A 24,918-nucleotide genomic window follows, 5' to 3' on the forward strand; every position below is an offset into this window, starting at 1 on the left:
CAGGGCTTTACTATTTCTTACCTACCACTACCCTTGTCATCGCGTTCCAATCCAAATAACGATTGGCCATTTCCCTTAAATCCTGTGCGGTAATATGCTTTACCGTATTTACATAATTGTGGTAATAACTATAATCCAACCCATAAAAGTAGATGTTCTTGAACTTGTCGGCATGAGAAAATGCGTTTTCTAAGCTACCCAATAAGGAACCCAACATATAGTTTTTCACCAAATCCAACTCCTCATCGGCAACAGTTTCTTCTCTCAAGAGCGTAATTTCCTTTTCAATTTCCTTTAGGGCATTGGTACAAACGTTGGCACCAACCTCGGTAGCCAAAAAGAAATAACCAGCGTGCTTAAGCGAGGCGATGCCTGAGCCAATCCCATAAGTATAGCCCTTGTCCTCCCGTATATTGGCCATCAGGCGAGAGCCAAAATATCCTCCCAGTACACAGTTTAACACTTGTAAAGCAGGAAAATCAACATGAGCCCGGTTAATGCTCAAATTTCCCATCCTTATTGCCGATTGTAAGGCTTCAGGTTTTTCAATATAAATATCCTGGCCATCCTTGCCTGAAAACCCGAAACTGTTTCGAACAAAACCATCGGCATTTTGCCATGCACCGCCAAAGATATTATCCAATATTTCAAAATCCTTGTCCAAAAACTTCCCGGCAACCACAACTGTACAGTTTTGGGGCTGATAAGCGGCTTTAAAATAAGCGAACAAATCTGCCTGCTTAAGTTCGTCATAATCTGACAAGTTTATATCAGCACCATAGGCCGTATTTCCAAAAATAGCATTAGCAAAATTTTTGCGGGCCAAATAGTCGTTTTTCTGCAAGCTTACCTGCAATTTTTGCTTTTGGTTTTGCTGATAAATTTCCAATTCACGCTCTGGAAAAATGCTCTCGTTCAGTACCGAATATAAAATTGGCAGTACCAAAGCCAAATGCTTGGTTAAAGTGTACAAGGTAATGGTCGTAAAATCGGCACTATATTCGGTCTGCAAAAATGCGCCATAATAGTCAACTCCATCGGCAATTTGTTTTGCCGTTAATTTTGAAGTTCCGCTATTGATCAAACCATTTACGGCAACCGCCTGAAGGGGCTTGTTTTTGTCCCAGTTTCCGTTTTCGAAAATAAACTCTATACGTACCAGCTCTTGTTCGCCAGCATTCAGGATAAAAACTGGAATACCATTATGCAATGGTTTTGAGCTAGGCTGTATAAAGTTAATATCACTTACCTGTCTAAATGCAGGAGCAATTGTTCTGTTAAGCATTGGCTAAATAATATAAGGTTGATGATTTTTCCTTTTTAAAGGTGTTGCTGGCCACCGTTCTAATCTGCTCGGCTGTAATGTCCAAATACTTGTTAATTTCTACGTTTAACCATGCGGCATCGCCTAAAAGTTCATAATAGGCCAAGTTCATTGCTTTGTCAAGCAGGTTCATTTCCGAAAACACCATAATCGATTCGGATTTGTTTTTCACCTTGGTCAGCTCGTCATCGTTCACCAGCTCCGTAGCAATAAGTTCAAGTTCTTTCCAGATGGCCTTTTCAGCTATTTCCATGCTAATGCCTTCCACCAGCTTTCCATCAACAACAAACAAGCCCTCATCCAAACTACTGGTGATATAGGCATTGATTTCACTAAACAACTTTTGCTCTTTCAACAAACTGTTGAACAACCTCGATGATTGCCCTTGAGATAAAATATCCGACAACAAATCAAAAACCTGATAGTCAGGATCTTTTCTGGCCGACATTTTGAATGCGATGTAAATGGCATTCAAAGGGACATCGGCAGTTACGGTCAAGCTTCTTTCGGCCAATTGCTCAGGTTCGGCGGGCAAATTTCTCGTATATTTTTCGCCGCCCGCAATAGGCGCAAACCACTTTTCGGCCAATTGCTTAACCTCTTGGGTATTTACATTGCCGCCCACAACCAAAATAGCATTTTGCGGATTGTAGTGTTTCTTAAAAAAGGCCTTTACGTCTTCCATTTTGGCATGCGCTATCTGTTGTAAATCCTGACCAATAGTTGCCCAGCGGTAAGGATGCTTTTGATAGGCCAACGGACGTAACTTGAGCCAAACATCACCATAGGGCTGGTTAAGGTATCGCTGCTTAAATTCTTCACAAACCACATTGCGCTGTGTTTCCAAGCTTTTCTCAGAGAAAGCCAAACTCAACATCCGGTCACTTTCCAACCAAAATGCGGTTTCAATATTTGCCGCTGGCAAGGTAATGTAGTAGTTGGTGATATCGTTACTTGTAAAAGCGTTATTTTCACCTCCCACACGTTGTAAAGGTTCGTCATAACTCGGGATATTAACCGAGCCGCCAAACATCAAATGCTCAAACAAATGTGCAAAACCCGTTCTCCCCTCCTCTTCGTCCCTGGCACCAACATCATAAAGTATATTTAAAACTGCCATGGGCGTGGTGGTATCCTCATGCACCAAAACCTTTAACCCATTGGACAGTGTAAAACGATTAAAATTTACCATAGGCAACAAAGATAACCGAATTGTTGAATTGCCAGGTTGTTCAATTGTAGCGGGAGTGTAAAGATGGAGTAACCGCCAACATCAAGCGCCGTTTTTTTCAGAAAATGTGGCGCCGTATTCCATCGTGGCTGTAGTGCCGTTGCAAGGGAGCTGCCCGTTCTTATCCCCTGGGTTGTTAAAGATCATCAAAGAGATAAATTTGATTTTCACAACAATATAATACAGAAGTTAAAATTCGTTAATCTGAGCAATCTCATCATCCGTATAAACCTTATAATACTTACCTTTGTGCCATGAATACAGGAGAATTACTGCAAAGGGCGCTTAACTTTGATTTCTTGAGCAAAGAAGAAGGTGTTTTTTTATATCACCATGCCAGCACGGCCGAATTGGCCTATGTAGCAAACGAGCTGAGGAAAATACAAGTACCCAGTGGAAAGGTAACCTGGCAAATTGACCGCAATGTAAACACCACCAATGTTTGTATTGCCAATTGCAAATTCTGTAATTTTTTCCGCAGGCCAGGGCACAACGAAAGCTATATTACCGATATAGAAACCTACAAGGTAAAAATTGAGGAAACTTTTCGTTACGGCGGCGACCAACTTTTACTTCAAGGTGGCCATCACCCTGATTTGGGCCTTGATTTTTACACTACCCTATTTAAACAGCTCAAAGAACTTTACCCCGATTTAAAATTGCATGCCTTGGGTCCGCCTGAAATTGCCCACGTGGCTAAATTGGAAGGAATTTCGCATACCGAAGTTTTAAAAGCCCTGAAAGAGGCTGGACTGGATTCCTTACCAGGTGCGGGAGCAGAAATTTTGAACGACAGGGTTAGGAGACTGATATCCAAAGGGAAATGTGGCGGACAAGAGTGGCTTGATGTAATGCGGGCCTGTCATCAGTTAGACATTACCACCTCGGCCACCATGATGTTTGGGCACGTGGAAACCATTGAGGAACGTTTTGAGCATTTAGTTTGGATACGCGAAGTGCAAAGCGAAAAGCCTGCCGAGGCAAACGGTTTCCTGGCCTTTATTCCTTGGCCTTTCCAAGATGATGGCACTTTACTGAAACGTTTAAGAGGCATTAGCAATAATGTTACTGGTGATGAGTATGTACGCATGATTGCATTGAGCCGTATCATGCTGCCTAACGTTAAAAACATACAAGCCAGCTGGTTAACCGTTGGCAAATCAGTAGCGCAATTGTGTTTACATGCCGGCGCCAATGACTTTGGCTCCATCATGATTGAGGAAAATGTAGTTTCTGCCGCAGGAGCACCGCACCGTTTTACCGCAAAAGGCATACAAACCGCTATTAGAGAAGCTGGCTTTGAGCCCCAGCTGCGTGGTCAAAAATACAACTACCGCGAATTACCTGAACATTTGGAAGAACAGGTGATCAATTACTAATTGTCACTTAGCTGGCCAAATGAGAAAGATTATTTTAAGCTGTTTTATTGCCTTTTTTACGATAGGAGCTTTTGCCCAAAAGAACTGGGCAAAGCAAAGGCTTACCAGTCGTTTTACGGCAAGTTTCCCAGCGGCTCCTAGCCAAACCGCAAGTACAACCTTTGCGCTTAAAGATAGCACAAGCGCAATTTACACCGCTACTTATAGCTTTATTGCGAAAAATTTAAAAGTAGAAGAAAGGATATTTGAAAAACTAGCGGCCACTAATGAGTTTGCAGGCGAATTTTTAAGTACATTACAGGCTACATTACCCCAGTACAGCTTAGAGAAGCTACAACTTAAACAACATAAAAACTACGTCAACTACCTCACTTCGGGCCGAAACGAAACAGAGAAGAAAACAATTTATATGAATATTGTTTTTGTAGATGGCGTATACTATTGCCTTTCGTGCATTGTGCCGGATGGTGAGAAACTTGACAAAAAGGATACCTTTTTGAACGCCTTTCAAATTACCAAATAGAAAAAAGGCTTTCAAAAAGTTTTCTTCTTGATGGCGAGGCAGCAATACAAAAAAACTTCTCAAAAGCCTTTGGCAACCCTTTTTGACCAGCTACAATCTAAATCCTGGCTTAAGGAATAAATTAGCAATGGCCACAACTTCGGCCTTAGTTAAAAATTCGTCAAAAGATTCTGCAGCAGCAGTTTTGGTGACCGCAGTTCCATTAATGCCCGTAATTTCAACTCCTGCCTGTAAGGTTGTATTTTCCCTGGCGTAAACTGGATCTACTGCGGCAATTCCGGTATCGTTAGAAACACCTCCTGTACCCAGGCTAATCCAAGGCTTTAATCCCGTAGCACCGTTTGCGGCCAACATTTGACGTAGATGCGAAGCGTGCCTGGCTTCTACCGAGTGAATTTGTAAAGCCGTGGTTAAAACAGCATTCCCTTTTAAAACAGGAGCTTGGCCCTTGTAAGCTCTTACGCCCGTATCTTCAAAAGCAGTAGCAACTTTTAAAAAGGTTACATAATCTAAATAAACTGTTCCAAAAGTACCTCCCGCAGTGAAATCAAAATTATCGTAAATCAATTCTGTTCTGGCGGCATTTCCCAAAGCGCCCTTAAGTAAGTCCACATGTGCTTTTTCGTGGTTCCGTATGGTGGTAATTGCGCCATTTGGTGCGCCGGCAGGAATTAAGGTTGGCGTAGCCACCAAGGCATGATTGTAAAAATGATATTCCAAATATTCTAAAGTAAGGGCAAAATTTAGTACTTCATTTACCGCTGTTGGGGTGGTTTGGCCATAAGCTTTCGTGAACAGCGAGCCTAAAGCCAAGGGCATTGCAGCTAAAGAGATTTTTTTTCCAATTTGGAAAAAATCTTGCATGGCCTTTCTTCGAGGATTTATTCTTTCATAAATCTCACCATCAACTTTTTCAATCTCATCTAATATGCTTAAGATATTCATAATTTATAGGTTTAAAGGTTAAAGATTAATTACGTTAATTTTGGTTTTGATATATACACTAGCCGCTGCCAGTACTTTATCGGGCGTTAAGGCTGCATCTAAACCGCCAGCTGCATTAGCCCCCAACGAGGTCAAACTGTTCAGGTCGGCAAAACTTCCATTACTAATTTGATCTCTTACCCATGCAGCATGTCTAGCCTCCACAGAAACAATTTGTCCCGCAGCCACTAAATAGGCATCGGTTCTCAATCTTACCCCGGCACCGTTATAGGCTGCAACCCCTAAGTCCTCAAATGTTTTTGCGGCGGCAAGCACGCTTGCGCCATCAGTAAAATTGATAGAAGAAAAATCGACCTCTAAACTTCCGATGGCAGCAGTCCCCAATACCTTTTTAAAAAACTCGCGGTGTGCGATTTCATGGAACTGAACATCTTGAAAATAATTTTTTTGAGCGGCTGTAAAACTCGCTGGCGGATTTGAGGCTACTTTGATGTAAAATGCTGCTTCTAATTGCTCCAAAGCATAAGCATAGTTGAGTACGCCAAAATCGTCTTTGAAATCCAAGGTAGTTCCAAACGACATACTTGGCGATCTATCTTTTTTGCATCCTGCGGCAACTAACGCAACAACAGCAGCTCCAGCTCCAGTATACTGCAAAAAAGCTCGTCGTTGGAGCCTTGCATCCAAAATATCTGTTTCTTTTGGAGATGTTTTGTGGTTCTCTTTTAAATTTTCCATAACACGGGTTTTTAGGGTTTTAGTTAAAAGGTTATTTACCACACATACGAGTTTTCCGAAGATCTGGATTTTACAAAAGCAGAAATATTTCCAATTACCTTCATTTTTTGATAAATTGAGCCAAACTAGACAATGGCCACACTAAACACCATTATTGTTGATGACGAGGAATTTGCACGCTCGTCCTTATATTTTTTATTGCAGGAAAATTGTCCTGAGGTAAATATCTGTGGTATTGCCAAATCGGTAAATGAAGCGAGGGCACTGTTGCAAAACCACGATATTGACTTGGTTTTTTTAGATATTGCCATGCCAGGTGAGCATGGTTTTTCCCTCATCCCGCAGCTACAGGAAACAAACGCAAGGGTTATTTTCACCACCGCTTACGACCAATATGCGCTAAAGGCGATCAAAGCAAACGCCATCGATTATCTCCTAAAACCTATTGATATTGAAGAGCTTGTAGCCGCTGTTGAAAAAGCTGCCAAGTACAAACAACTTAACCAGGCGTTAAACCAAAGTGTGGGGCTCAAAAACCTGGAAACAGATTTTAAAGAACAAAAAGGCGTAAACAAGCTAACATTACCCAGCGGACAAGGGTATCGTTTGGTAGATGTTGACGACGTCATCCACATCGAGGCAGACAGTAACTATTCTGTTTTCCATCTTAAAAACCAAGAAAAAATAACCGTTTCCAAAGTACTCAAAGACTATGAAGAGATTCTTCCCGAAGAACGTTTTGTAAGGATTCATAAATCAAGCATTGTAAACCTGAAGTATGTAAAGGAATACAATAATAAAAATGGCGTGGTATTGCTATTGGAAAACGGTGAGCATCTTGCCGTATCGCGAAGACGCACCAGTGATTTTTTTGAAAAAATAAAGGCCTATGCACTACTGCAAAGCGAAAAGTAAACTTGCGCCATGGTTTGCGTTTTTTTTGCTGCTTGCACTAAGTGGCTTCCACACGTTCGGACAAACGGCATACCTTCCGCATTACACCACAAAAGACGGCTTGCCGAGCAATAATTGCTACTATACCTTGCAAGATCAACAAGGCTTTATCTGGATTGCCACTGACGCGGGCGTAAGTAGGTTTGACGGTGCTGTTTTTGAAAATTTCTCGGTAGATGACGGCTTGCCAGACAACCAAATCCTACAATTGAGGCAAGATAGCAAAGGGCGCATTTGGTTCATGGCCCTCAATGGCCAATTAAGCTATTTCCTGAACGGAAAAATCCATAATGAGAAGAATGATCCCAACCTGAAAGATTTAAGCTTTAACGGCGTAGTGGTTTCTTTTTTGGAAGACAGCAAAAAGCAATTATGGTTTGGCACCAACAATAACGTGATTGGCGTTTGGGATGGTAAAAAAACCGTAAAAATATCCTCTAAACATACGCATTTCAAATATCAAAATGTTTACATCTACGAAGACCAAGACCATCGTATCAGAGCATTTACGAATAATGCTGCATTTATTTATAAAAATGGAGATTTTACGCCAACGTATCAGGAAGGTTATCCTCTTTCCTATAAAACCATTTATAAAAATGAAAATGGCATCTATTTTTTAAACAAGACTGGCTTGAACCAGCTTAAAGGCGCCGCTACACACAAAATATTGGACATTGACCAAAAGCTACTGGAATCCAACTTGGGCTATATCTATATGAACGACAGCGAATTTTGGATTTGCAATGAAACGGGCGTTAAGGGCATTAGGTATGATGGCAGAAGCGCCACCTTTTTGCCGGGCATTAACGTTAACCAAATTATTGAAGATAGACAGGGCAATCTTTGGTTCACAGCCAAAAACGGCATTTACAAACTACCTCAACTTAAAAACCAGCTTTACACCATAAATAGTGAAAACGGACTGAAAAATGGGATAATCAAAAGTATTGTAAAAGATAAAAACAACCGTTTATGGCTTGGAGGGGAAAATGGCATTATAAGTATATTGGACCTGAAAGCTAAAAACAGCATTCAAATTAACCTATCTGATCCAGAAAAATATAATGTCGTTAAACAACTGGTTTTTGATAAGAAAAACGCAAAAGTATTTTTCGCTTCAGATTATGGCTTGGGTTCAATAAGTAGTAACTACCCCCTAACTAAAGATTTTAAGTTTTTGCGGGAAACCAATAACAATATGTTTGTGGTTAAAAACTTTGCCATTGATACCACCACTAAGCTTACATTGTCTATGTCATCGGGAGTGGTCATCATCAATGACAGGAACAAATTAGAATTTTCGGTACTCAAGTACAGGGAGCAGCAAGACTTCTTTAAAGACCGCTCCTATCGCGTATTTTATGACAGGGAGCAAAATTTATGGTTTTCAAACATTAGCGGCCTATCAGAATTTAACCACAACAAACTCAACAAACATTACCAAAAATATCCACTACTTACCAAAAGGATCAATGATATGCGCCAACTGGCCGACGGCAGCATAGCCATGGCTACAGACGGCTATGGCATTATCATCTTCAAAAACGGGAAAGTCACTCAAATCATTGACTACAAAAAAGGCCTAAGCAACAATATCATCAATAAACTTTTTGCCAGAGATGGATATCTTTGGGCAATTAGCAACACGGGGATCAACAGGATATCCTTTAGGCGCGAAAAACCAATAGTTAGCACCTTTGATGACGTAAATGGCATCCTTTCCGACAACCTTAATGATTTATATATCGACAAAGACACTGCCTATTTTGCAACCAATAACGGATTGGTATATTTTGCGTACAGCCATTTGTTGCAAACCTCACAGGCCCCCAAGGTTTATATTACCTCCATTATTATCCATAAAAAAGCGCTTGACCTTACCAACAGCAATTTTAAGTTAAAACCAAACGAGCGTAGCCTGATCATCAATTACAGCGCTATTGATTTTAACAGCAAGAACATCATGTACCGGTACCGACTAAAAAGTAGTGGAGCATGGATTGAAACCAAAAACCGCAGGTTAGAACTTTCTTCTCTGGAATCTGGCGAATATACTTTTGAAGTAAGCGCCAAAAACCAGAACAGCCATTGGAGCCAGCCCGCCAAAATTAAGCTTGTGCTGGAAAAGAAATTTTACCAAACATGGTGGTTTATTGGAATTTTATTGGTGTTGGGCGGCTATCTGATTTACCTCATCACGGTAACCATTACCAAAAGGCAAAAAAACAAGGAACAGGAGCAACTTTTATTAAAGAACAAGATACTGATGCTCGAGCAGCAAGCCCTGCAAGCAATGATGAACCCGCATTTTGTATTCAATGTGATGAATTCCATCCAGCATTTCATCAATACCAAAAATACGGCATCGGCCAACAAAGTGCTTACAGGTTTTGCCCGCTTGATCAGGAAGAACTTGGAAATTTGCACACAAAGCTACATTTCACTGGAAGAGGAAATCAGCTACCTCAACCTATATCTCAACCTGGAGAAAAACCGTTTTGGAGAAAAGTTCCGCTTTGAAATACAGGTTGCACCCGAAATAGACCAGGAAGAAACACAAATTCCATCGATGCTGCTACAGCCATACATCGAGAATGCCATTTGGCACGGCATCATGCCAAAAGAAGAAGGCGGAACGGTAACCATCAATATCAGCGGGCAAAACAATGGAAGTTTACTCATCAGAATTATAGACGATGGTGTGGGCATTGACAATTCACTGGCGGCCAAAAAAGACGGGCACCAGAGCAAGGGAATGGATTTAACCAAGGAAAGAATAAACCTGTTGAATAAAATTGAAGCAAAATCCATACAACTGGACATTAAACAGCACGGAAAAACAGGCACTATAGTGTCCATTGTGATCCCCCTTGGCAGCTAAAATACCGTTTACTCAAATATTACTACCACTCACTAAATAAGCGTACATCTTCCGCATTTTTGTATTAAACTTGTTATAAGAAATTAAGCAAACATTAATTGTTTGTTCTGAGAGCGTTCTTATAGGATTGACAAAGATATTTTTTAACCTAACCTAAAAGTATATCTCAATTCAGGTTTCATTTGTGTGTTAAAAGCGTCCCGATTTTTCAATTAGGACGCTTTTTTATTTTACACCAAAATGGATTATCCGCGCTTCAAAAAAAACCTCCAAAAAATTCAAAAAAAAATTTTTCAAAAATGGTTTTTATTCTATTTTTGGGCCTGCGAAAAACTAAACAAACAACGCTGTTTTCTATTTTAAAAAAGATTTTTGTAACTTTAATTAGCGCATTTAACTTTCGAACTATTAACAATTTTTTGTGTAATGAAAACGCCAAAAAAACCTATTCAAGACAAGCCTACAGGCAAGCCAAATTCCAAGAAAGAAGAGATGGATGAGGAACTAGATGACATCCAAGATGAGAAGAATCTAGAAGAGGATGAAGATGACTTTGACATGCCTCTGGACGACTTCGACAATTTCGATAGTTATGACGACGATGATGACGACGACTATTAAGCTAACAGTTCTATAAACATTATCACAAAAAGCATCCTAAACAGATGCTTTTTGTTATTTTAGCCCCTGCATGAAAGTGATAGTAGTTAACAACCATCCAACACAAAACCAGTTTCTCGATGTGGTAAACCATCTTTACCGCAATGATAAAGCCTACATTAGGCCCTTGGATCAAGACGTGGTGAAAATATTTGACCCTAATCAAAACCCTTTCTTTAAGCATGGGCAATGCACCAGATGGATACTGCAAGACAACAAGGGCAAAACCATTGGAAGAATAGCGGCTTTTATCAATGAGAAGAAGGCCTACGGCTATGAAGTTCCTACTGGAGGCATTGGTTTTTTTGAATGTATAGATGATCAGAATGCGGCCAACCTACTTTTTGATACCGCCAAACAGTGGCTAGCCGAAAGAGGCATGAAAGCCATGGAGGGGCCTATCAATTTTGGCGAGAACGATACCTTTTGGGGCTTGCTCATTGAAGGTTTTACTCCAGCTTCGTATGGCATGAACTATCATTTGCCCTATTACCTTAAACTATTTAGGCATTATGGCTTTGAAACTGCTTACGAACAGCTTACCAATATTGTAGATGTAAAGCAGCCTTTCCCGGAACGTTTTACAAAAATTGCCAATTGGGTAGCCAGCAAACCGGCCTATTCTTTTGAACATTTTGATAAAAAGAATGCCGACAAATACATCAACGATTTGATGGAAATTTACAACGACGGCTGGAAAGATTTCGAAAATTTTGTGCCCATTAAAAAAGAGATCCTTCAGGAAAGCTTTAAACAAATGGAAGTAATTATGGACGAAAAATTGATCTGGTTTGCCTACGCCAATGGAGAACCAGCATCCTTTGTGGTAATTATTCCCGATGCCAACCAGATGATTAAAGGTTTTAACGGCAAATTGGGCCTATGGCAAAAATTGCGGTTCGCCTACAGGCGTTGGGCGGGCGTTAACAGAATGCGTGCCATAGTAATGGGCACCAAACAAGCTTACCAAAAACACGGATTAGAATCTTCGTTATTTATCAAATTGAAGGAGTATGTACTTCCAAACAAGAAAAATTACGAGGAACTGGAGCTTTCGTGGGTTGGAGATTTTAATGAGAAGATGCTGGCGATACACCAGGCTACTGGGGCCAGATTTGGCAAAAAACATTTGACTTTAAGAAAGAAATTTTAAGTCTCTTTGGCAGAAAATTCTTTTTCTGCCAAAGGATGAATAGTATCAAAGGCCTAATTTGTCGTAAAGGTCTATCACTTTCTTCTGCAATTTAAACACCTCCGCTTCTTTTTCTGCAAGTAGTTTTTTCAATTCCGTTACCTCTTCTATTACCTCTTGCGGCGCTGTATTGGCCAAATCTTTTGAAAGGAGCGAAACCACGGACACGCCAAAATACTTTGCCACTTGAAGTAAACGAGACAAATTAATATCCGTTTGTCCATTTTCTATTTTTGAAAGTGCCGCTACGGATATACTTAAGGCCTTAGCTACTTCGGTTTGTCCTTTTCCCTTTTGCAAGCGCAAAGCCCTGATGTTGTTTCCTACCTCTGTAATCAAGTGCTGGCTGGCCAAAATAATCTAATTGGTTTTAAGTTCTTTAGCCAATTTCGGCAAGTCAAGTCCTGCGTAAGTCCCAGAACTCATCAGCAACAAATTGGTTTGATGATAATTAAGGCTTTTCAAATAGGTTTCCAATTTAGCAGGATCGTTAAAAAACAACAATCTATCGTCTTCAAAGGCTTCCTTGATATCTGCTTCAGTTAATGGCTGCATTTTTTTCTGTTCGAAAGTCTTTGCATCAATATATACTATAGCCACATCGGCATCCTTCATTGCTCCACTGTACTCCTTCAGGAACTGTTTATTTAAACTGCTAAAAGTATGAAGTTCCATCATTGCCACTAATTTCCTATCAGCAAATTGTGCTTTAACGGCATGAATAGTTGCTTTCAATTTAGATGGCGAATGTGCAAAATCCTTATAAATATTGGTTTGATTTACAGTACCTACCAACTCTAAGCGTTTGGCTGCTCCCGCAAAAGAAGCAATGGCCTCGTTAAATCCGTCGTCAGCAATGCCCAGTTTTGCACAAACTTGCTTGGCGGCATTCAGGTTCATCAAATTATGGTCGCCAAATATATTTAGAGGTGTTTGCTGAGGCAGCAAATAAGTAATGCCGTTTCGCACTTCGTGCGCAGGAACGCCGTACGGGATCTTCTCTACATTGGCTGTAGATTTCAAAACCATTTGGTTCAATTCCTGATCCAATTCGCAATAAATCAGTGTTCCGTTTGGGGCAATGGTTTCAATAAATTTGGCAAACTGCTCAACGTAGTTGGCAAAAGTTGGAAATACGTTGATATGGTCCCATGCGATACCGCTAATTACGGCGATATTGGCATGGTATAAATGGAACTTAGGTCTTCTATCAATGGGAGACGCCAAATACTCATCTCCTTCAATTACCATAATAGGTGCCGAATCCGTAATTTTTACCATGGTATCAAATCCTGCCAGCTGTGCACCAACCAAATAATCAAAATCCTTTTGGTGATAGTTGAGCACGTGCAAAATCATCGACGTAATGGTTGTTTTTCCATGGCTACCGCCGATCACTACCCGGGTTTTCTCTTTCGATTGCTCGTAGATATATGCGGGATAAGAATAGATTTTCAATCCCAGCGCCTGAGCTTTCAACAATTCGGGGTTATCTGCACGAGCGTGCATACCTAAAATAACCACCTCAATATCAGCGGCAATACGGCTTTCGTCCCAACCCATTTGGGCAGGCAATAAACCATATTTATCCAAGCGGCTTTTAGAGGGCTCGTAAATCACATCATCTGACCCGCTAACCTCGAAACCTTTTTTATGCAACGCTATCGCCAAATTGTGCATTGCCGCACCGCCAATGGCTATTAAATGTATCTTCATCATTAGTAAATTATTCAATTAGCTAATCAGCTAATTCTTTACAAATTTGGCGGCTACCCAATCACCCATTTTTTTGTGGTTTTGGTAAACTAAGCCATATTGTTGGGCATGTGATTTAATGATATCCAAATCTGGGGTTTCATAAAAACCGCTGAATAAAATCAATCCGCCATGTTTAAGTACAGTGGCGTAACTTTCTATCTGATCTAAAAGGATGTTCCGGTTAATGTTCGCTAAAATGATATCGAAAGTTGTTTGAGGAATAACTTCCTTACTTCCGCGTAGAGATACCAAGTTGCCAATAGCATTGAGCTTTGCATTTTCAATGGCACTTAAATAGCAAACCTCATCATAATCTATCGCTACAATATCTTTTGCGCCTCTTTTTGCCGCTAAAATGCCCAAAATAGCGGTACCAGCCCCCATGTCCAATACCGAAGCACCAGTAACATCGGTTTCAAGTACGTATTGCATCATCATGGTGGTGGTTTGGTGATGTCCTGTACCAAAAGCCATTTTGGGGTCAATCACTATTTCATAGCGATATTGCGGCTGGGCTTCATGAAAAGTTGCCCTTACGTAGCAGTTATCACTGATGATCAAAGGGCTAAAATTCTTTTCCCACTCTTCGTTCCAATTCTGAGGTGCAATTTCCCGAACTTCATAATTCACTGCAAAATCCAGTTCATCAACCACTTCTTTCAGCTTACTTTCGTCAAATTGCTCAGCAATAATGAAGGCATCGAAACCTTCCGTAGAATCTACAAAGGAATCGAAGCCTATTTCGGCCAGTTGGCCAACTAAAAGATCCTGCTGGTACTCTTCGATTTGTTCGAAGCTAAAATTTACCTGTATATAATCCATTAAGAATTTAATGCTTTAACAATATCTGTAAAATCGCGTGATTTTAGTGAGGCACCGCCAATTAAGCCCCCGTCAATATCAGGCTGTGCAAAAAGCTCGGGAGCATTTTTGGCATTACAGCTTCCCCCATATAAAATTGTGGTGTCATCGGCAACGTTCATTCCATATTTTGCTTCAACTTTAGAGCGGATAAAAGCATGAATATCCTGAGCTTGTTCTGGTGTAGCCGTTAAACCTGTTCCAATGGCCCAAACTGGCTCGTAAGCCAATACCACCTTACCAAAATCCTCGGCGCTTAAACCAAAAACACCTTCTTCAAGTTGGCTTTCGATCACGTTGAAGTAACTTCCATTGTTTCTTTCGTCCAAAGTTTCGCCAATACAAAAAATAGGCACCAGGTTATTTTTAAGTGCCACATTGGTTTTCTCGGCCAATAATTGATTGGTTTCAGCAAAATATTGCCTACGCTCAGAGTGGCCGATAATTACATATTCTGCTCCGGTAGATTTAATCATTTTTGCAGAAATTTCTCCAGTGTAAGCGCCATTTTCATTTTGATGGCAGTTTTGCGCACCAATTTTAACCACTCCCGACGATAGTTGTGCTAGGCTATTCAAGTGAATAAACGGAGAACAGATTACCGCAATTTGGTTACCCTTTTTCTCATCTCTTACCATGTTTACAATTTCAGAGAACAATGAAACGCCTTCATTGTAATCGTTATTCATTTTCCAGTTTCCAGCAACTATTTTTTTTCTCATATCTATATTGGGTTTTAAGTTGTACGTTTTAAGCTATGCGTGTACCGCAAGTCTTAAACCGTGGTTTGTTCCCGTAATTACGGGATAAAATCGTATTAAAAGTGTCTATATTGTTTTGTTAGTTCAAATACGTGTGCAATAATTTCTCTTTCCGTTTCATCTAAAAGGGTATCTCTGCGCTCGTAAACTTTTTCGGTGGTTTCCAGCATCTTATTCAAGGTATACACCTCAAAGCCGTGCGAACCGCCCCAGGAAAAATCTGGGATAAAATTTCTAGGGAAACCCGCTCCAAAAACATTGGCGCTTACACCTGCTACCGTACCCGTATTGAACATGGTATTGATGGCACATTTTGCATGATCGGCCATGATCAATCCGCAGAATTGCAGGCCGGTTTCGCGGAAACTTTCTTTATCATAGTCCCATAAACGTACTTCTGCGTAGTTATTTTTGAGGTTTGAGTTGTTGCTATCAGCACCAATATTGCACCATTGGCCCATTACCGAATTACCCAGGTAACCTTCATGGCCTTTGGAGGAATAGCCCCAAATTACGGCATTATTGATTTCGCCCCCTACCCTGCTAAATGGGCCAATGGTTGTTTTGCCATAAATTTTAGCGCCCATTTTCACTTGCGAATCGTGGCACAAAGCAAATGATCCGCGTATATGGCAGCCTTCCCAAACCTGGCTGTTTTTCCCCAGATAAACCGGACCTTGCAACGTATTGAAAGTAGCACATTCGGCAGTCGCTCCTTCTTCCACAAAAATATTATCGCCCAAAATGGTGTTGGTGCCGCTCAGCTTGGCAGAAGTTTTCCCTTTGGTAAGTAAAGCGAAATCTTTTTGAAGCTCGATGTCATTATAGCCAAAAATCTGTTCAGGATAATCAATTTTCACGAATCCGTACAGGTAAGCTACCCTTTCAAGATTTTTGAACGCCTCCGAATGGCTAACCGCAGCCGAGGATTTGTAGGCAATTACCACATCTGCGGCATGCAGTATCTGTTCATCTTTCAGCTGCATTACAGCTTCCAACAAATCTTTATCTGGGCAAATTGCGCCATTGATAAAAAGTTGCCCGGAAATTGGCGAGTATTTTTTGCTCAGATAGTCCTGCGTTTGATAGCCAAAGGGCATCTCAAGATGTTTAGCCCATTTCTCTGCAATGGTCAGGATACCGACCCTTATATCGGCTACGGGCCTGGTAAATGTTAGTGGCCTGAGTGATAGCCAAGATTTGTCATCAAAAAGATTGATCGCCATAAGCTACAAAAATAAAAAAAGTCCCGTGCTTACGCTCGGGACTTTCAAAAAATATCTCTTTAGCTAAATTATTTTTTAGCGTAACGGTTTTTGAACTTGTCGATACGACCTGCAGTATCAACCAATTTCATTTTACCAGTATAAAAAGGGTGAGAAGTGTGAGAAATCTCTAATTTGTAAAGAGGATACTCGTTACCATCTTCCCATTTAACAGTTTCTTTAGTTTCAACACAAGACTTGGTTAAGAAAGAATAGTCGTTAGACATATCTTTAAATACAACAAATCTGTAGCTTGATGGATGCAAATCTTTTTTCATAATCTATTTAAACTTTATTTTGAAACCCCAACGCAGCTTTTGCAATTTGCTGGCAAACGACGCTGATGGATGCCTCTTATCTTAATCTTTATTTTTAGAGGTGCAAATATCTAGATTATTTTCCATACAAACAAGTTCTCACAAACAATATTTTTTTGGCCATAAGTGATTTAAACAGAATGAGCCAGCCTGTTAACCGCCAAAGCTGTCCTTTTCTTGCAAAAACGGCCTTTTTTGAATATATTGCGAACTTACCTATTTCAAAAACCTTCAATTTTTATTCATGGAGTTATACTATTCGTTTTCTGTTCTTATTGTTCTGGCCTCATTTTTTTCCTACCTAAACCTACGTTACCTCAAGCTTCCATCTACTATTGGCATTATGATTATTGCCATGTTGTCTTCTATAGTTTTGGTTATTACCGGACATTTGTTTCCTGATACATTTAGCCATTTTTCTAATCTTTTACGAGATGTAGATTTTACCGAAGTATTGATGGGTGCCATGCTAAACTTCCTTTTGTTTGCGGGAGCCATCCATATCAACCTAAAAGACCTGAAAGAACAACGGGGTCCAATCATAATATTTTCGACCGTGAGTGTGGTTATTTCTACTTTTGTAGTTGGCGGTATACTGTTCTATATCGCACCGGTGTTTCAGCTCAATATTCCGTTTTTATATTGTTTGTTGTTTGGTGCCTTAATTTCTCCTACTGATCCCATTGCTGTAATGGGGGTTTTAAAAGAAGCGAAAGTCAAAAAGTCGCTCGAAACCAAGGTAGCAGGCGAATCATTGTTTAACGACGGTGTTGCCGTAGTGGTTTTTGCTGTAATTTTACAACTTACCCAAAGCAGCGACATCGATATTTCTTTCGGCAATATTTCTTGGCTTTTGGTTAAAGAAGCGGCAGGTGGATTTATTGTGGGCGCATTATTGGGCCTAGGAGCCTCAAATGCCATGCGCAAGATTGACGACTACAAAGTCTCGGTTTTAATTACCCTATCGGTGGTAATGGGTGGATACCTAATTGCCAGAGCCATGCATATTTCAGGGCCTTTGACCATGGTTGCCGCGGGTATCGTTATCGGCAATTATGGTAAAAGAACCGCCATGTCGGCTACTACCAAAGATTATTTGAACAAATTTTGGGAACTGATCGATGAAATTCTGAACGCCATTTTGTTTCTTTTCATTGGCTTCGAACTGCTGATTATCCCTAACATCACCAATTACTGGTTAATAGGCGGCATTAGCATTATGGTGGTGCTTTTTGCCAGATTTATATCCATCTATATTCCAGTTAAGGTAATCCCTTTCAAGAATAAGTTTAGCAAGGGCACCATTAAAGTTTTGGTTTGGGGAGGTTTACGAGGCGGTGTTTCCATTGCCCTGGCCTTATCCATTGACGAAGGGCCGCACAAGCCAGTGATATTGGCCATCACCTATTTCATTGTGGTATTTTCTATCATTGTACAGGGGCTAAGCGTTGGCAAAGTAGCCACCAGAGCACTTTCAAAAGAGGAAGATTAGACATTAAAGCATACATCGGCCAAAAAATTTGGCTGGTGCCGAAATAAATTCATCATCCTGAATTTGTTTCAGGTTCTGCTTTACAACAAAATACCGCTTTAAGATTGCCCTTAAACTTTACGAAGTTTTAAAAGCTTCGTAAAGTTTACAACCAAAGAAAATTAGATATTCCATTTCCACGTGCAACTTCCTTAAAGTTTTACTGTCTTATGTCGAAAAACAAAAGATGAAACTTAAAGGAATTGTTATTCTGCTACTTTATGTTTTTAATGTTAGCGCTCAACAAAAACAACTCGACAGCCTGTTTACGGCCAATTTTAAAAAAGGACGATTTGATGGCTCGGTATTAATTACCAAAAACAACCAAATTATTTTTGAGAAGCAGTATGGGCTGGCCAATAGGCAGTTCAATGTGCCCATCCATTCGCAAACCCGGTTTCCCATCGCTTCAATTACAAAACTATATGCTTCGGTAATGGCCTTTAAACTAAAGGAACAGGGCAAATTAGATTTAAACAGCAACATTAACACTTACCTACCCAACCTGTTGCCAAATAGCAATAAAAAAATCAGGGTTAAAGATCTGGTTCACCATACTTCGGGCTTGCCCAATGAAAAGATAGCCGATTATATGATCAAGCTTTCGCCAAAAGAATTTATCTCCAAAAGGATCAAGGACACACTGCTATTTGAACCTGGCAGCAAATACAGGTATAACAATGTCAATTTTATTTTGCTAACCGCTATTTTGGAACAAGTTTCTGCAAAACCTTGGGCGAGCTTGCTCGATGAGTTAATTTCACAGCCTTTGGGACTTAAAAACACGGGCATAGCCCGCAGGGATTCAATCATTAGCAACCTTGCTTATGGCTATTACAACTACTCCTTTGGCAATGAAAAAGTAAAGGATCCCTTACAAAACAACTACCCTTTGTACCTGGAAAACTACGCGGGTGCTGGTGCCATGTTCACTACCCCAGGGGAGCTCCTGCAATTCAGCCTAGCTTTGGAACGCCAGCAAATCATCAGCAAGCAATCATTAGCCGAACTTTATCAACCTGAGCAGAAAATTGGTTTGGTAGAAAATAGCACATATTACGTATCAGCGGGCGGTTATATCGGCACAGAAAGCATAAACGCAAAAAAAATCAACATTGTTGAACGTAATGGCAATATCGGAGGCTTTAACCATACGTTTCTGCAACTGCCCGATCTGAAATACAAAGTGATTATTTTTTGTAATACCGATGCAGGAAACCTGAAAAAGATAGCCAAAGATGCCATTGCCATCATCACTCGCTAGAAGGCTTGCTGTACTTATTCCATATTTCCAGTTTTGCCTTTTGCCTGGCAAGGTAGGCATCGGCAATGATCTCGCCCGAGCTGGCATTTTCTGTACTCTCCAGCAGTTTTTTAAGTTTGTCCTGGTCTACATCGGCACGATAAAGAATTTGCACCAATTTTGGAAAATCATCCTCCACCAGATATTCAAAAGCCCTCACCAGTGCACTGCGCAATTGGGCTTCGGATATTTCCTCGGGTAGTTCAAAATCTTTGCCTACCATTTTGGCTAAAGACATCCCGCTCATCTAATTTCCTGACAAAGCTCTATTAAAACACCATTTGTTCCCTTAGGATGCACAAAACAAATCAATTTATTGTCGGCGCCTTTTTTAGGTTGTTCGTTTAGCAGTACAAAACCATCTTTTCTCAACCGGTCCATTTCGGCATAAATATCATCTACATCAAAGGCAATATGGTGAACGCCCTCTCCTTTTTTGGCTACAAATTTGGCAATGGCACTTTCTTCGGCCGTTGCGGCCAACAGCTCTATTTTGTTAGCACCAACTTTAAAGAAAGCTGTTTCAACATTTTCACTTTCAACAGCCTCCGTTTTATAGCAATTTGTACCCAGTAGTTTTTCGTACAAAGCAGATGCCTGTTTCAAATCATTAACGGCAATACCAATGTGTTCTATCTTGTTCATAATTTACTGCGGAAGGTTAATGTTATAAAGCCGGGAGCTAAATTAGGCACTTAAATGCCAAATCGCTAGCGCCGGCAACCCGCAACCACGTCTTCTCGTTATCGCAATGTAAAAATGCAGCTTTTAACTATAGCTTCATAGCTATTATTTATAATTGTTCGGAAAGTTTTTTCGTATCTTTGTATATTAATTAAGACAAGAATTAGATCATGGAACTTCCTATTTACTTAGATAATAATGCTACTACCCCTTTAGATCCAAGGGTTTTAGAAGCTATGTTACCTTACTTCACTTCAAAGTTTGGTAATGCAGCTAGCCGTAACCATGCTTTTGGCTGGGTGGCTGAGGAGGCAGTAGATTACGCCCGTGAGCAAGTTGCAAAATTGATTGGCTGTACAGAAAAAGAAATCATCTTTACTTCTGGCGCTACCGAAGCTGACAACTTGGCCATTAAAGGTGTTTTTGAGATGTATGCTGATAAAGGCAACCATATCATTACCGCCACTACAGAACATAAAGCGGTATTGGATACTTGCAAACATTTAGAAAAACTCGGCGCAAAAATCACTTACCTAAATGTAAAGGAAGATGGCTTAATTGATCTTCAAGAACTTGAAGCCGCCATGACTCCTGAAACCATCCTGGTATCTATCATGTATGGTAACAACGAAATTGGCGTAATACAACCAGTGAAAGAAATTTCTGCCATTGCACACAAACATGGTGCCTTGTTCATGACTGATGCTACTCAAGCGGTGGGCAAAATCCCGGTTGACGTAAATGCTGACGGCATTGACCTAATGGCATTTAGTGCACACAAAATGTACGGACCAAAAGGTATTGGTGCTTTGTATGTACGCAGAAAAGGACCCAGGGTTAAAGTTACTGCCCAAATGGACGGTGGCGGCCATGAGCGTGGCATGCGCTCAGGAACCTTAAACGTACCCGGAATTGTTGGTTTAGGGAAAGCGTGCGAGCTTTGCCGTTTAGAAATGGATGAGGAGGCTAAGCGCTTATCTGCCCTACGCGATAAACTAGAAAGTGCGTTAACACAACTTGAAGAAAGCTATGTGAATGGCAATGTGGCACATCGTTTACCTCACGTAGCCAACATCTCTTTTAAATATGTAGAAGGTGAAGGCTTGATGATGGCAATGAAAGATTTAGCGGTTTCTTCAGGTTCAGCTTGTACTTCTGCTTCGTTAGAACCATCATACGTATTAAAAGCTCTAGGCCTTTCTGATGATTTGGCACACTCTTCGATACGTTTTGGCCTAGGCAGATTTACTACCGAAGAAGAAGTTGACTACGCCATAGAAAATACCAAAAAAGCAGTTAACCACTTGAGAGATCTTTCTCCGCTGTGGGAAATGTTTAAAGAAGGTATCGACTTGAGCAAAATTGAGTGGGCAGAACACTAATAAATTAGATAATAATCATATTGGCTAATTAGCTAATTAAAATAAAAGATATCATGGCATATTCAGAAAAAGTAATTGATCACTACACCAACCCTAGAAACGTTGGTACTTTAAATAAAGAAGCTAAAAACGTAGGTACGGGCTTAGTGGGTGCTCCAGAATGCGGCGACGTAATGCGCTTGCAAATTGAGGTAAATGATGAAAATGTAATTACAGATGCTAAATTCAAGACTTTTGGATGTGGCTCTGCAATCGCCTCTTCATCTTTAGCTACCGAATGGTTGAAAGGCAAGTCTATTGACGAAGCTTTAGCCATCGATAACATGGATTTGGTAGAAGAATTAGCTTTGCCTCCAGTGAAAATCCACTGTTCGGTATTGGCTGAAGATGCCATCAAATCTGCAATTAACGACTATCGCGTTAAAAATGGTTTAGAAGCATTGGAATTACCAAAATCACACCACTAAAAAGTATTTAGTAGTTAGTATTTAGATGTTAGATATCATCGTTAAGTACCGACTGCTAAAAGGATTAAAGGTAATGACAATGGCTGCTTATGCAGCTTGTCTAAATACTTTATACTAAATACTACAATTATGATTACGATAACAGATAAAGCAAAAGATAAGATAGACCACCTGATGCAAGATTCGCAGCTGGGCTCTGATTACTTTTTACGTGTTTCGGTAAAAGGCGGCGGTTGTTCTGGTTTATCATACAATCTGGATTTTGATAACGAAGAGAAAACTGGCGACCAATTTTTCGAAGATCGTGGAATTAGGATAGCCTTGGACATGAAATCGTTTCTATACCTTGCAGGTACTGAATTGGATTTTTCAGATGGTTTGAATGGCAAAGGCTTTAACTTTATCAATCCTAATGCCAGTAGAACCTGCGGCTGTGGCGAGAGTTTCTCTGTGTAAGTACAAATTATAAAATATCACAAAAGGCACTGTTCATCGGTGCCTTTTGTTGTTTTGCCCTTTTTTAGGTATTAAAGGCAGTGCACAAACATCTGGGCCTAATTTCTAATTTTACCAACAATCAGCAATTCATTTTGTATTATTAGTTACAATAGTTTATCATTGTTGGTTAAAACACACCAAACAGTAAATGTAACATGGTAACATTCAACGAATTTTCTACCGTACCTTCGCTTCTACGCAATGTTGTAAAAAATATACATACACCAGCAACCACCTTTTTAATCCATAAAAAAGGGGCCGAATGGGAAGAAATTTCATTTAAGGAAACGCTTGACAAGGCTGATGCCGTTTCGGCTTTCTTCCTTGAAAAAGGCGTGATCAAAGGCGATAGGCTTGGCTTGATGATAGAAAATTCTCCAGAATATGTTTTTTACGACCAAGGCATACAACAAATTGGTGTAATCAATGTGTCTATCTATCCCACACTTTCAGAGCAGGAAGTGGCTTATATCATCAACGATTCGGGCATTAAGGCCATTTTAGTGGGCAACCCATTTTTATTCAGGAAAATTATAAAAATAGCCGATAACTGCAGGGAACTTAAATATATTATTCCTGCCTTTGCAGATTTTGGGAAAATCGCTATCCCTGAGGGCTTAAATATTGAGGTAATTGATTATCAGGACATTTTAAACAGACCCGTTAGCGAAACCGAAAAAACAATTATCGGCCAAATGCGCGATGAAGTTAAACCGATGGACGTTTCTTCGTTGATTTATACCTCCGGAACTACGGGCACACCAAAAGGCGTAATGCTTACCCACTACAACTTTGTGGAGAATGTGAAGGTGTGCCTGGAGCAAATTCCAGTAATTGATGAGACAGAAACCTTTCTTTCGTTCCTACCTTTATCACATGTATTTGAACGCACTGCTACCTACCACGTTTGCTGTGCGCAGGGCTGTAAAATTGCTTTTGCGCAAAGTTTAGAGCTTTTGGCAAAAAATATGGGCGAGGTGAGGCCAACGGTAATGAACTGCGTGCCCCGTTTGTTGGAGCGTATCCATGACAAGGCCATTAAATCCGGAACTTCGGCAGGTGGTTTAAAAGCGAAGATATTTACTTGGGCCCTAGAAACCGGAAGTGCCTACAGAGAGAAAAAAGAAGCAGGCAAAAACCCTGGCTTGTTGTTAACTGGAAAAAAAGCACTGGCAGAAAAGTTGGTTTTCAGCAAAATTAAAGAGAAAACCGGTGGACGCTTAAAATTCATGATTTCTGGCGGAGCAGCGTTGCCTAAAAACGTGGGCGAGTTTTTTGGAAATCTGGGCATCAAGATATTGGAAGGCTTTGGCCTGACGGAAACTTCGCCGGTAATGGCCGTAACCGAATACCACCGACAGGTATATGGCACGGTAGGCCGTGTAATCCCAGGTATTGAAATTGGAATACAGAACGTAGATACCAAACAGATTGTCAACATTCAAACCCACGACACGTTTAACGAGAATTTTGAGTGCGAAGAAGGTGAAATCATTGTTCGCGGACACTGTGTGATGAAAGGCTATTTTAATAAGCCTGCCGAAACTGCTGAGGCTATCGACAAAGACAATTGGTTTCACACGGGTGATATTGGCCGCTTTTACAAAGGTAACCTACAAATTACCGACAGGCTTAAAAACATGATTGTAAATGCCTATGGTAAAAACGTGTATCCTACTCCGGTAGAAAATATTTACTTGAAAAGCCCCAAAATTGATCAATTGTTTTTAATTGGCGACAAAAGAGAATATATTACTGCTATTATTATTCCCAATAAAGAAACCTTGCAAGAAACTTTTAACCTGAAGGAGGAGTTTTTCCAACGTGAGGGCGATTTTATTGATGAACAAGAGATCAATGAATGGATGGAAAAGGACATCAAGAAAATCAGCAATGAACTGGCCAAATTTGAGCGCATCAAGCACTTTAAAATCAAACGTAACCCGTTTAGCATTGATGAAGGTGAGATTACCCCAACGTTAAAGGTGAAACGCAGAGTGGTGGAAAAGAAATATGCGCCTGCTATTGCTGAAATGTACGCAAAAGATAGTGTGGAAACGGAGTAGTTCAAGTGATTTACTGCGTAGCTGCTTTACGGTCTTCGCTACCGAAGAATCGGTACAGGTGACGCTCTGAATGACAAAAGAACAATAGTACCAAAGAAAGATTAAACCATGTTCAAAGATCTCTCCGCTACGGTCGAGATGACGAAATAGTAGCGGAATCTGCTTTGTTAGTAAAGTAGGTTAACTAGCAATGAC

At 40.4% G+C, this 24,918-nt stretch carries 24 protein-coding genes; 12 read left to right on the forward strand and 12 right to left on the reverse strand.

Annotated features, from left to right (window positions below; translation table 11 throughout):
* Positions 1–10: 10 nt before the first annotated feature.
* Positions 11–1,285: a M16 family metallopeptidase gene (locus DUT71_RS12005; RefSeq protein WP_113662783.1), complete on the reverse strand. Its 1,275-nt coding sequence runs from the start codon at positions 1,283–1,285 to the stop codon at positions 11–13.
* A complete protein-coding gene (locus DUT71_RS12010; RefSeq protein WP_113662784.1) occupies positions 1,278–2,516 on the reverse strand; it encodes a M16 family metallopeptidase in 1,239 nt (412 codons plus the stop codon). The genes DUT71_RS12005 and DUT71_RS12010 overlap by 8 nt, the downstream gene beginning before the upstream one ends.
* A 293-nt stretch (positions 2,517–2,809) precedes the next feature.
* Between DUT71_RS12010 and mqnC the strand changes: the two genes are divergently transcribed.
* Positions 2,810–3,934, forward strand: coding sequence for a cyclic dehypoxanthinyl futalosine synthase (gene mqnC / locus DUT71_RS12015; RefSeq protein WP_113662785.1), 1,125 nt, complete (start codon positions 2,810–2,812; stop codon positions 3,932–3,934).
* 19 nt (positions 3,935–3,953) lie between these two features.
* Complete coding sequence (locus tag DUT71_RS12020) at positions 3,954–4,457, forward strand: hypothetical protein (RefSeq protein WP_113662786.1); 504 nt, start codon at positions 3,954–3,956, stop codon at positions 4,455–4,457.
* A gap of 90 nt (positions 4,458–4,547) precedes the next feature.
* Here the strand turns inward: DUT71_RS12020 and DUT71_RS12025 are convergent, their stop codons facing one another.
* Positions 4,548–5,402 carry a ferritin-like domain-containing protein gene (locus DUT71_RS12025; protein WP_113662787.1) on the reverse strand — a complete coding sequence of 285 codons (855 nt, stop codon included), beginning with the start codon at positions 5,400–5,402 and terminating at the stop codon, positions 4,548–4,550.
* Between the two features lie 18 nt (positions 5,403–5,420).
* Complete coding sequence (locus DUT71_RS12030; RefSeq protein WP_113662901.1) at positions 5,421–6,140, reverse strand: ferritin-like domain-containing protein; 720 nt, start codon at positions 6,138–6,140, stop codon at positions 5,421–5,423.
* A gap of 132 nt (positions 6,141–6,272) precedes the next feature.
* Here DUT71_RS12030 and DUT71_RS12035 point away from each other — a divergent pair, with 132 nt between their 5' ends.
* The 4 genes from DUT71_RS12035 to DUT71_RS12050 all read left to right on the forward strand — a co-directional run bounded on the left by DUT71_RS12035 (position 6,273) and on the right by DUT71_RS12050 (position 11,791).
* Positions 6,273–7,055: a LytR/AlgR family response regulator transcription factor gene (locus DUT71_RS12035; RefSeq protein ID WP_113662788.1), complete on the forward strand. Its 783-nt coding sequence runs from the start codon at positions 6,273–6,275 to the stop codon at positions 7,053–7,055.
* A complete protein-coding gene (locus tag DUT71_RS12040; RefSeq protein ID WP_113662789.1) occupies positions 7,030–9,978 on the forward strand; it encodes a sensor histidine kinase in 2,949 nt (982 codons plus the stop codon). Before DUT71_RS12035 ends, DUT71_RS12040 begins: the two co-directional genes overlap by 26 nt.
* Before the next feature lie 426 nt (positions 9,979–10,404).
* Positions 10,405–10,599, forward strand: a complete 195-nt coding sequence (locus tag DUT71_RS12045) for a hypothetical protein (protein ID WP_113662790.1) — start codon at positions 10,405–10,407, stop codon at positions 10,597–10,599.
* A 70-nt stretch (positions 10,600–10,669) separates the two neighbouring features.
* Positions 10,670–11,791 (forward strand): GNAT family N-acetyltransferase, encoded by a 1,122-nt coding sequence (locus DUT71_RS12050; RefSeq protein ID WP_113662791.1) that lies wholly within the window; start codon positions 10,670–10,672, stop codon positions 11,789–11,791.
* Between the two features lie 45 nt (positions 11,792–11,836).
* Here DUT71_RS12050 and DUT71_RS12055 read toward each other — a convergent pair whose 3' ends face one another.
* The 6 genes from DUT71_RS12055 to DUT71_RS12080 all read right to left on the reverse strand — a co-directional run bounded on the left by DUT71_RS12055 (position 11,837) and on the right by DUT71_RS12080 (position 16,753).
* Positions 11,837–12,184 carry a helix-turn-helix domain-containing protein gene (locus DUT71_RS12055; protein ID WP_240186918.1) on the reverse strand — a complete coding sequence of 116 codons (348 nt, stop codon included), beginning with the start codon at positions 12,182–12,184 and terminating at the stop codon, positions 11,837–11,839.
* Between the two features lie 6 nt (positions 12,185–12,190).
* The gene (locus DUT71_RS12060; protein WP_113662903.1) at positions 12,191–13,546 is read right to left on the reverse strand and encodes a UDP-N-acetylmuramate--L-alanine ligase; all 1,356 of its coding nucleotides are present in this window, start codon (positions 13,544–13,546) and stop codon (positions 12,191–12,193) included.
* 30 nt (positions 13,547–13,576) lie between these two features.
* Positions 13,577–14,410, reverse strand: coding sequence for a 50S ribosomal protein L11 methyltransferase (gene prmA, locus DUT71_RS12065; protein ID WP_113662792.1), 834 nt, complete (start codon positions 14,408–14,410; stop codon positions 13,577–13,579).
* Positions 14,410–15,171: a triose-phosphate isomerase gene (tpiA, locus tag DUT71_RS12070; RefSeq protein ID WP_113662793.1), complete on the reverse strand. Its 762-nt coding sequence runs from the start codon at positions 15,169–15,171 to the stop codon at positions 14,410–14,412. Before tpiA ends, prmA begins: the two co-directional genes overlap by 1 nt.
* Before the next feature lie 95 nt (positions 15,172–15,266).
* Positions 15,267–16,436: a putative sugar nucleotidyl transferase gene (locus DUT71_RS12075; protein ID WP_113662794.1), complete on the reverse strand. Its 1,170-nt coding sequence runs from the start codon at positions 16,434–16,436 to the stop codon at positions 15,267–15,269.
* Between the two features lie 68 nt (positions 16,437–16,504).
* Entirely contained in the window at positions 16,505–16,753 is a 249-nt protein-coding gene (locus DUT71_RS12080; protein ID WP_113646771.1) for a type B 50S ribosomal protein L31, read from the reverse strand.
* Positions 16,754–17,036: 283 nt separating this feature from the next.
* Between DUT71_RS12080 and DUT71_RS12085 the strand changes: the two genes are divergently transcribed.
* Positions 17,037–18,284, forward strand: a complete 1,248-nt coding sequence (locus DUT71_RS12085) for a cation:proton antiporter (RefSeq protein WP_113662795.1) — start codon at positions 17,037–17,039, stop codon at positions 18,282–18,284.
* Positions 18,285–18,510: 226 nt separating this feature from the next.
* Positions 18,511–19,587: a serine hydrolase domain-containing protein gene (locus DUT71_RS12090; RefSeq protein WP_113662796.1), complete on the forward strand. Its 1,077-nt coding sequence runs from the start codon at positions 18,511–18,513 to the stop codon at positions 19,585–19,587.
* Here the strand turns inward: DUT71_RS12090 and DUT71_RS12095 are convergent.
* Together DUT71_RS12095 and mce are read right to left on the reverse strand one after the other, a co-directional pair.
* Positions 19,577–19,864, reverse strand: coding sequence for a hypothetical protein (locus DUT71_RS12095; protein WP_113662904.1), 288 nt, complete (start codon positions 19,862–19,864; stop codon positions 19,577–19,579). The genes DUT71_RS12090 and DUT71_RS12095 overlap by 11 nt on opposite strands.
* Positions 19,865–19,869: 5 nt before the next feature.
* Positions 19,870–20,271, reverse strand: a complete 402-nt coding sequence (gene mce, locus DUT71_RS12100) for a methylmalonyl-CoA epimerase (RefSeq protein ID WP_205313928.1) — start codon at positions 20,269–20,271, stop codon at positions 19,870–19,872.
* Between the two features lie 209 nt (positions 20,272–20,480).
* Between mce and DUT71_RS12105 the strand changes: the two genes are divergently transcribed.
* From DUT71_RS12105 to DUT71_RS12120, 4 genes are all read left to right on the forward strand, one after another.
* On the forward strand, positions 20,481–21,692 hold the full coding sequence (locus DUT71_RS12105; protein ID WP_113662798.1) for an IscS subfamily cysteine desulfurase: 1,212 nt from the start codon (positions 20,481–20,483) through the stop codon (positions 21,690–21,692).
* Positions 21,693–21,745: 53 nt separating this feature from the next.
* Positions 21,746–22,159 carry a Fe-S cluster assembly scaffold IscU gene (gene iscU / locus DUT71_RS12110; RefSeq protein ID WP_113646778.1) on the forward strand — a complete coding sequence of 138 codons (414 nt, stop codon included), beginning with the start codon at positions 21,746–21,748 and terminating at the stop codon, positions 22,157–22,159.
* A gap of 129 nt (positions 22,160–22,288) precedes the next feature.
* Positions 22,289–22,615, forward strand: coding sequence for a HesB/IscA family protein (locus DUT71_RS12115; RefSeq protein ID WP_113662799.1), 327 nt, complete (start codon positions 22,289–22,291; stop codon positions 22,613–22,615).
* 197 nt (positions 22,616–22,812) lie between these two features.
* On the forward strand, positions 22,813–24,723 hold the full coding sequence (locus DUT71_RS12120) for an AMP-dependent synthetase/ligase (protein WP_113662800.1): 1,911 nt from the start codon (positions 22,813–22,815) through the stop codon (positions 24,721–24,723).
* Positions 24,724–24,918 lie beyond the last annotated feature (195 nt).

Origin of the sequence: Pedobacter nanyangensis, from assembly GCF_003313505.1 — a bacterium.
GTDB classification, from domain to species: domain Bacteria; phylum Bacteroidota; class Bacteroidia; order Sphingobacteriales; family Sphingobacteriaceae; genus Pedobacter; species Pedobacter nanyangensis.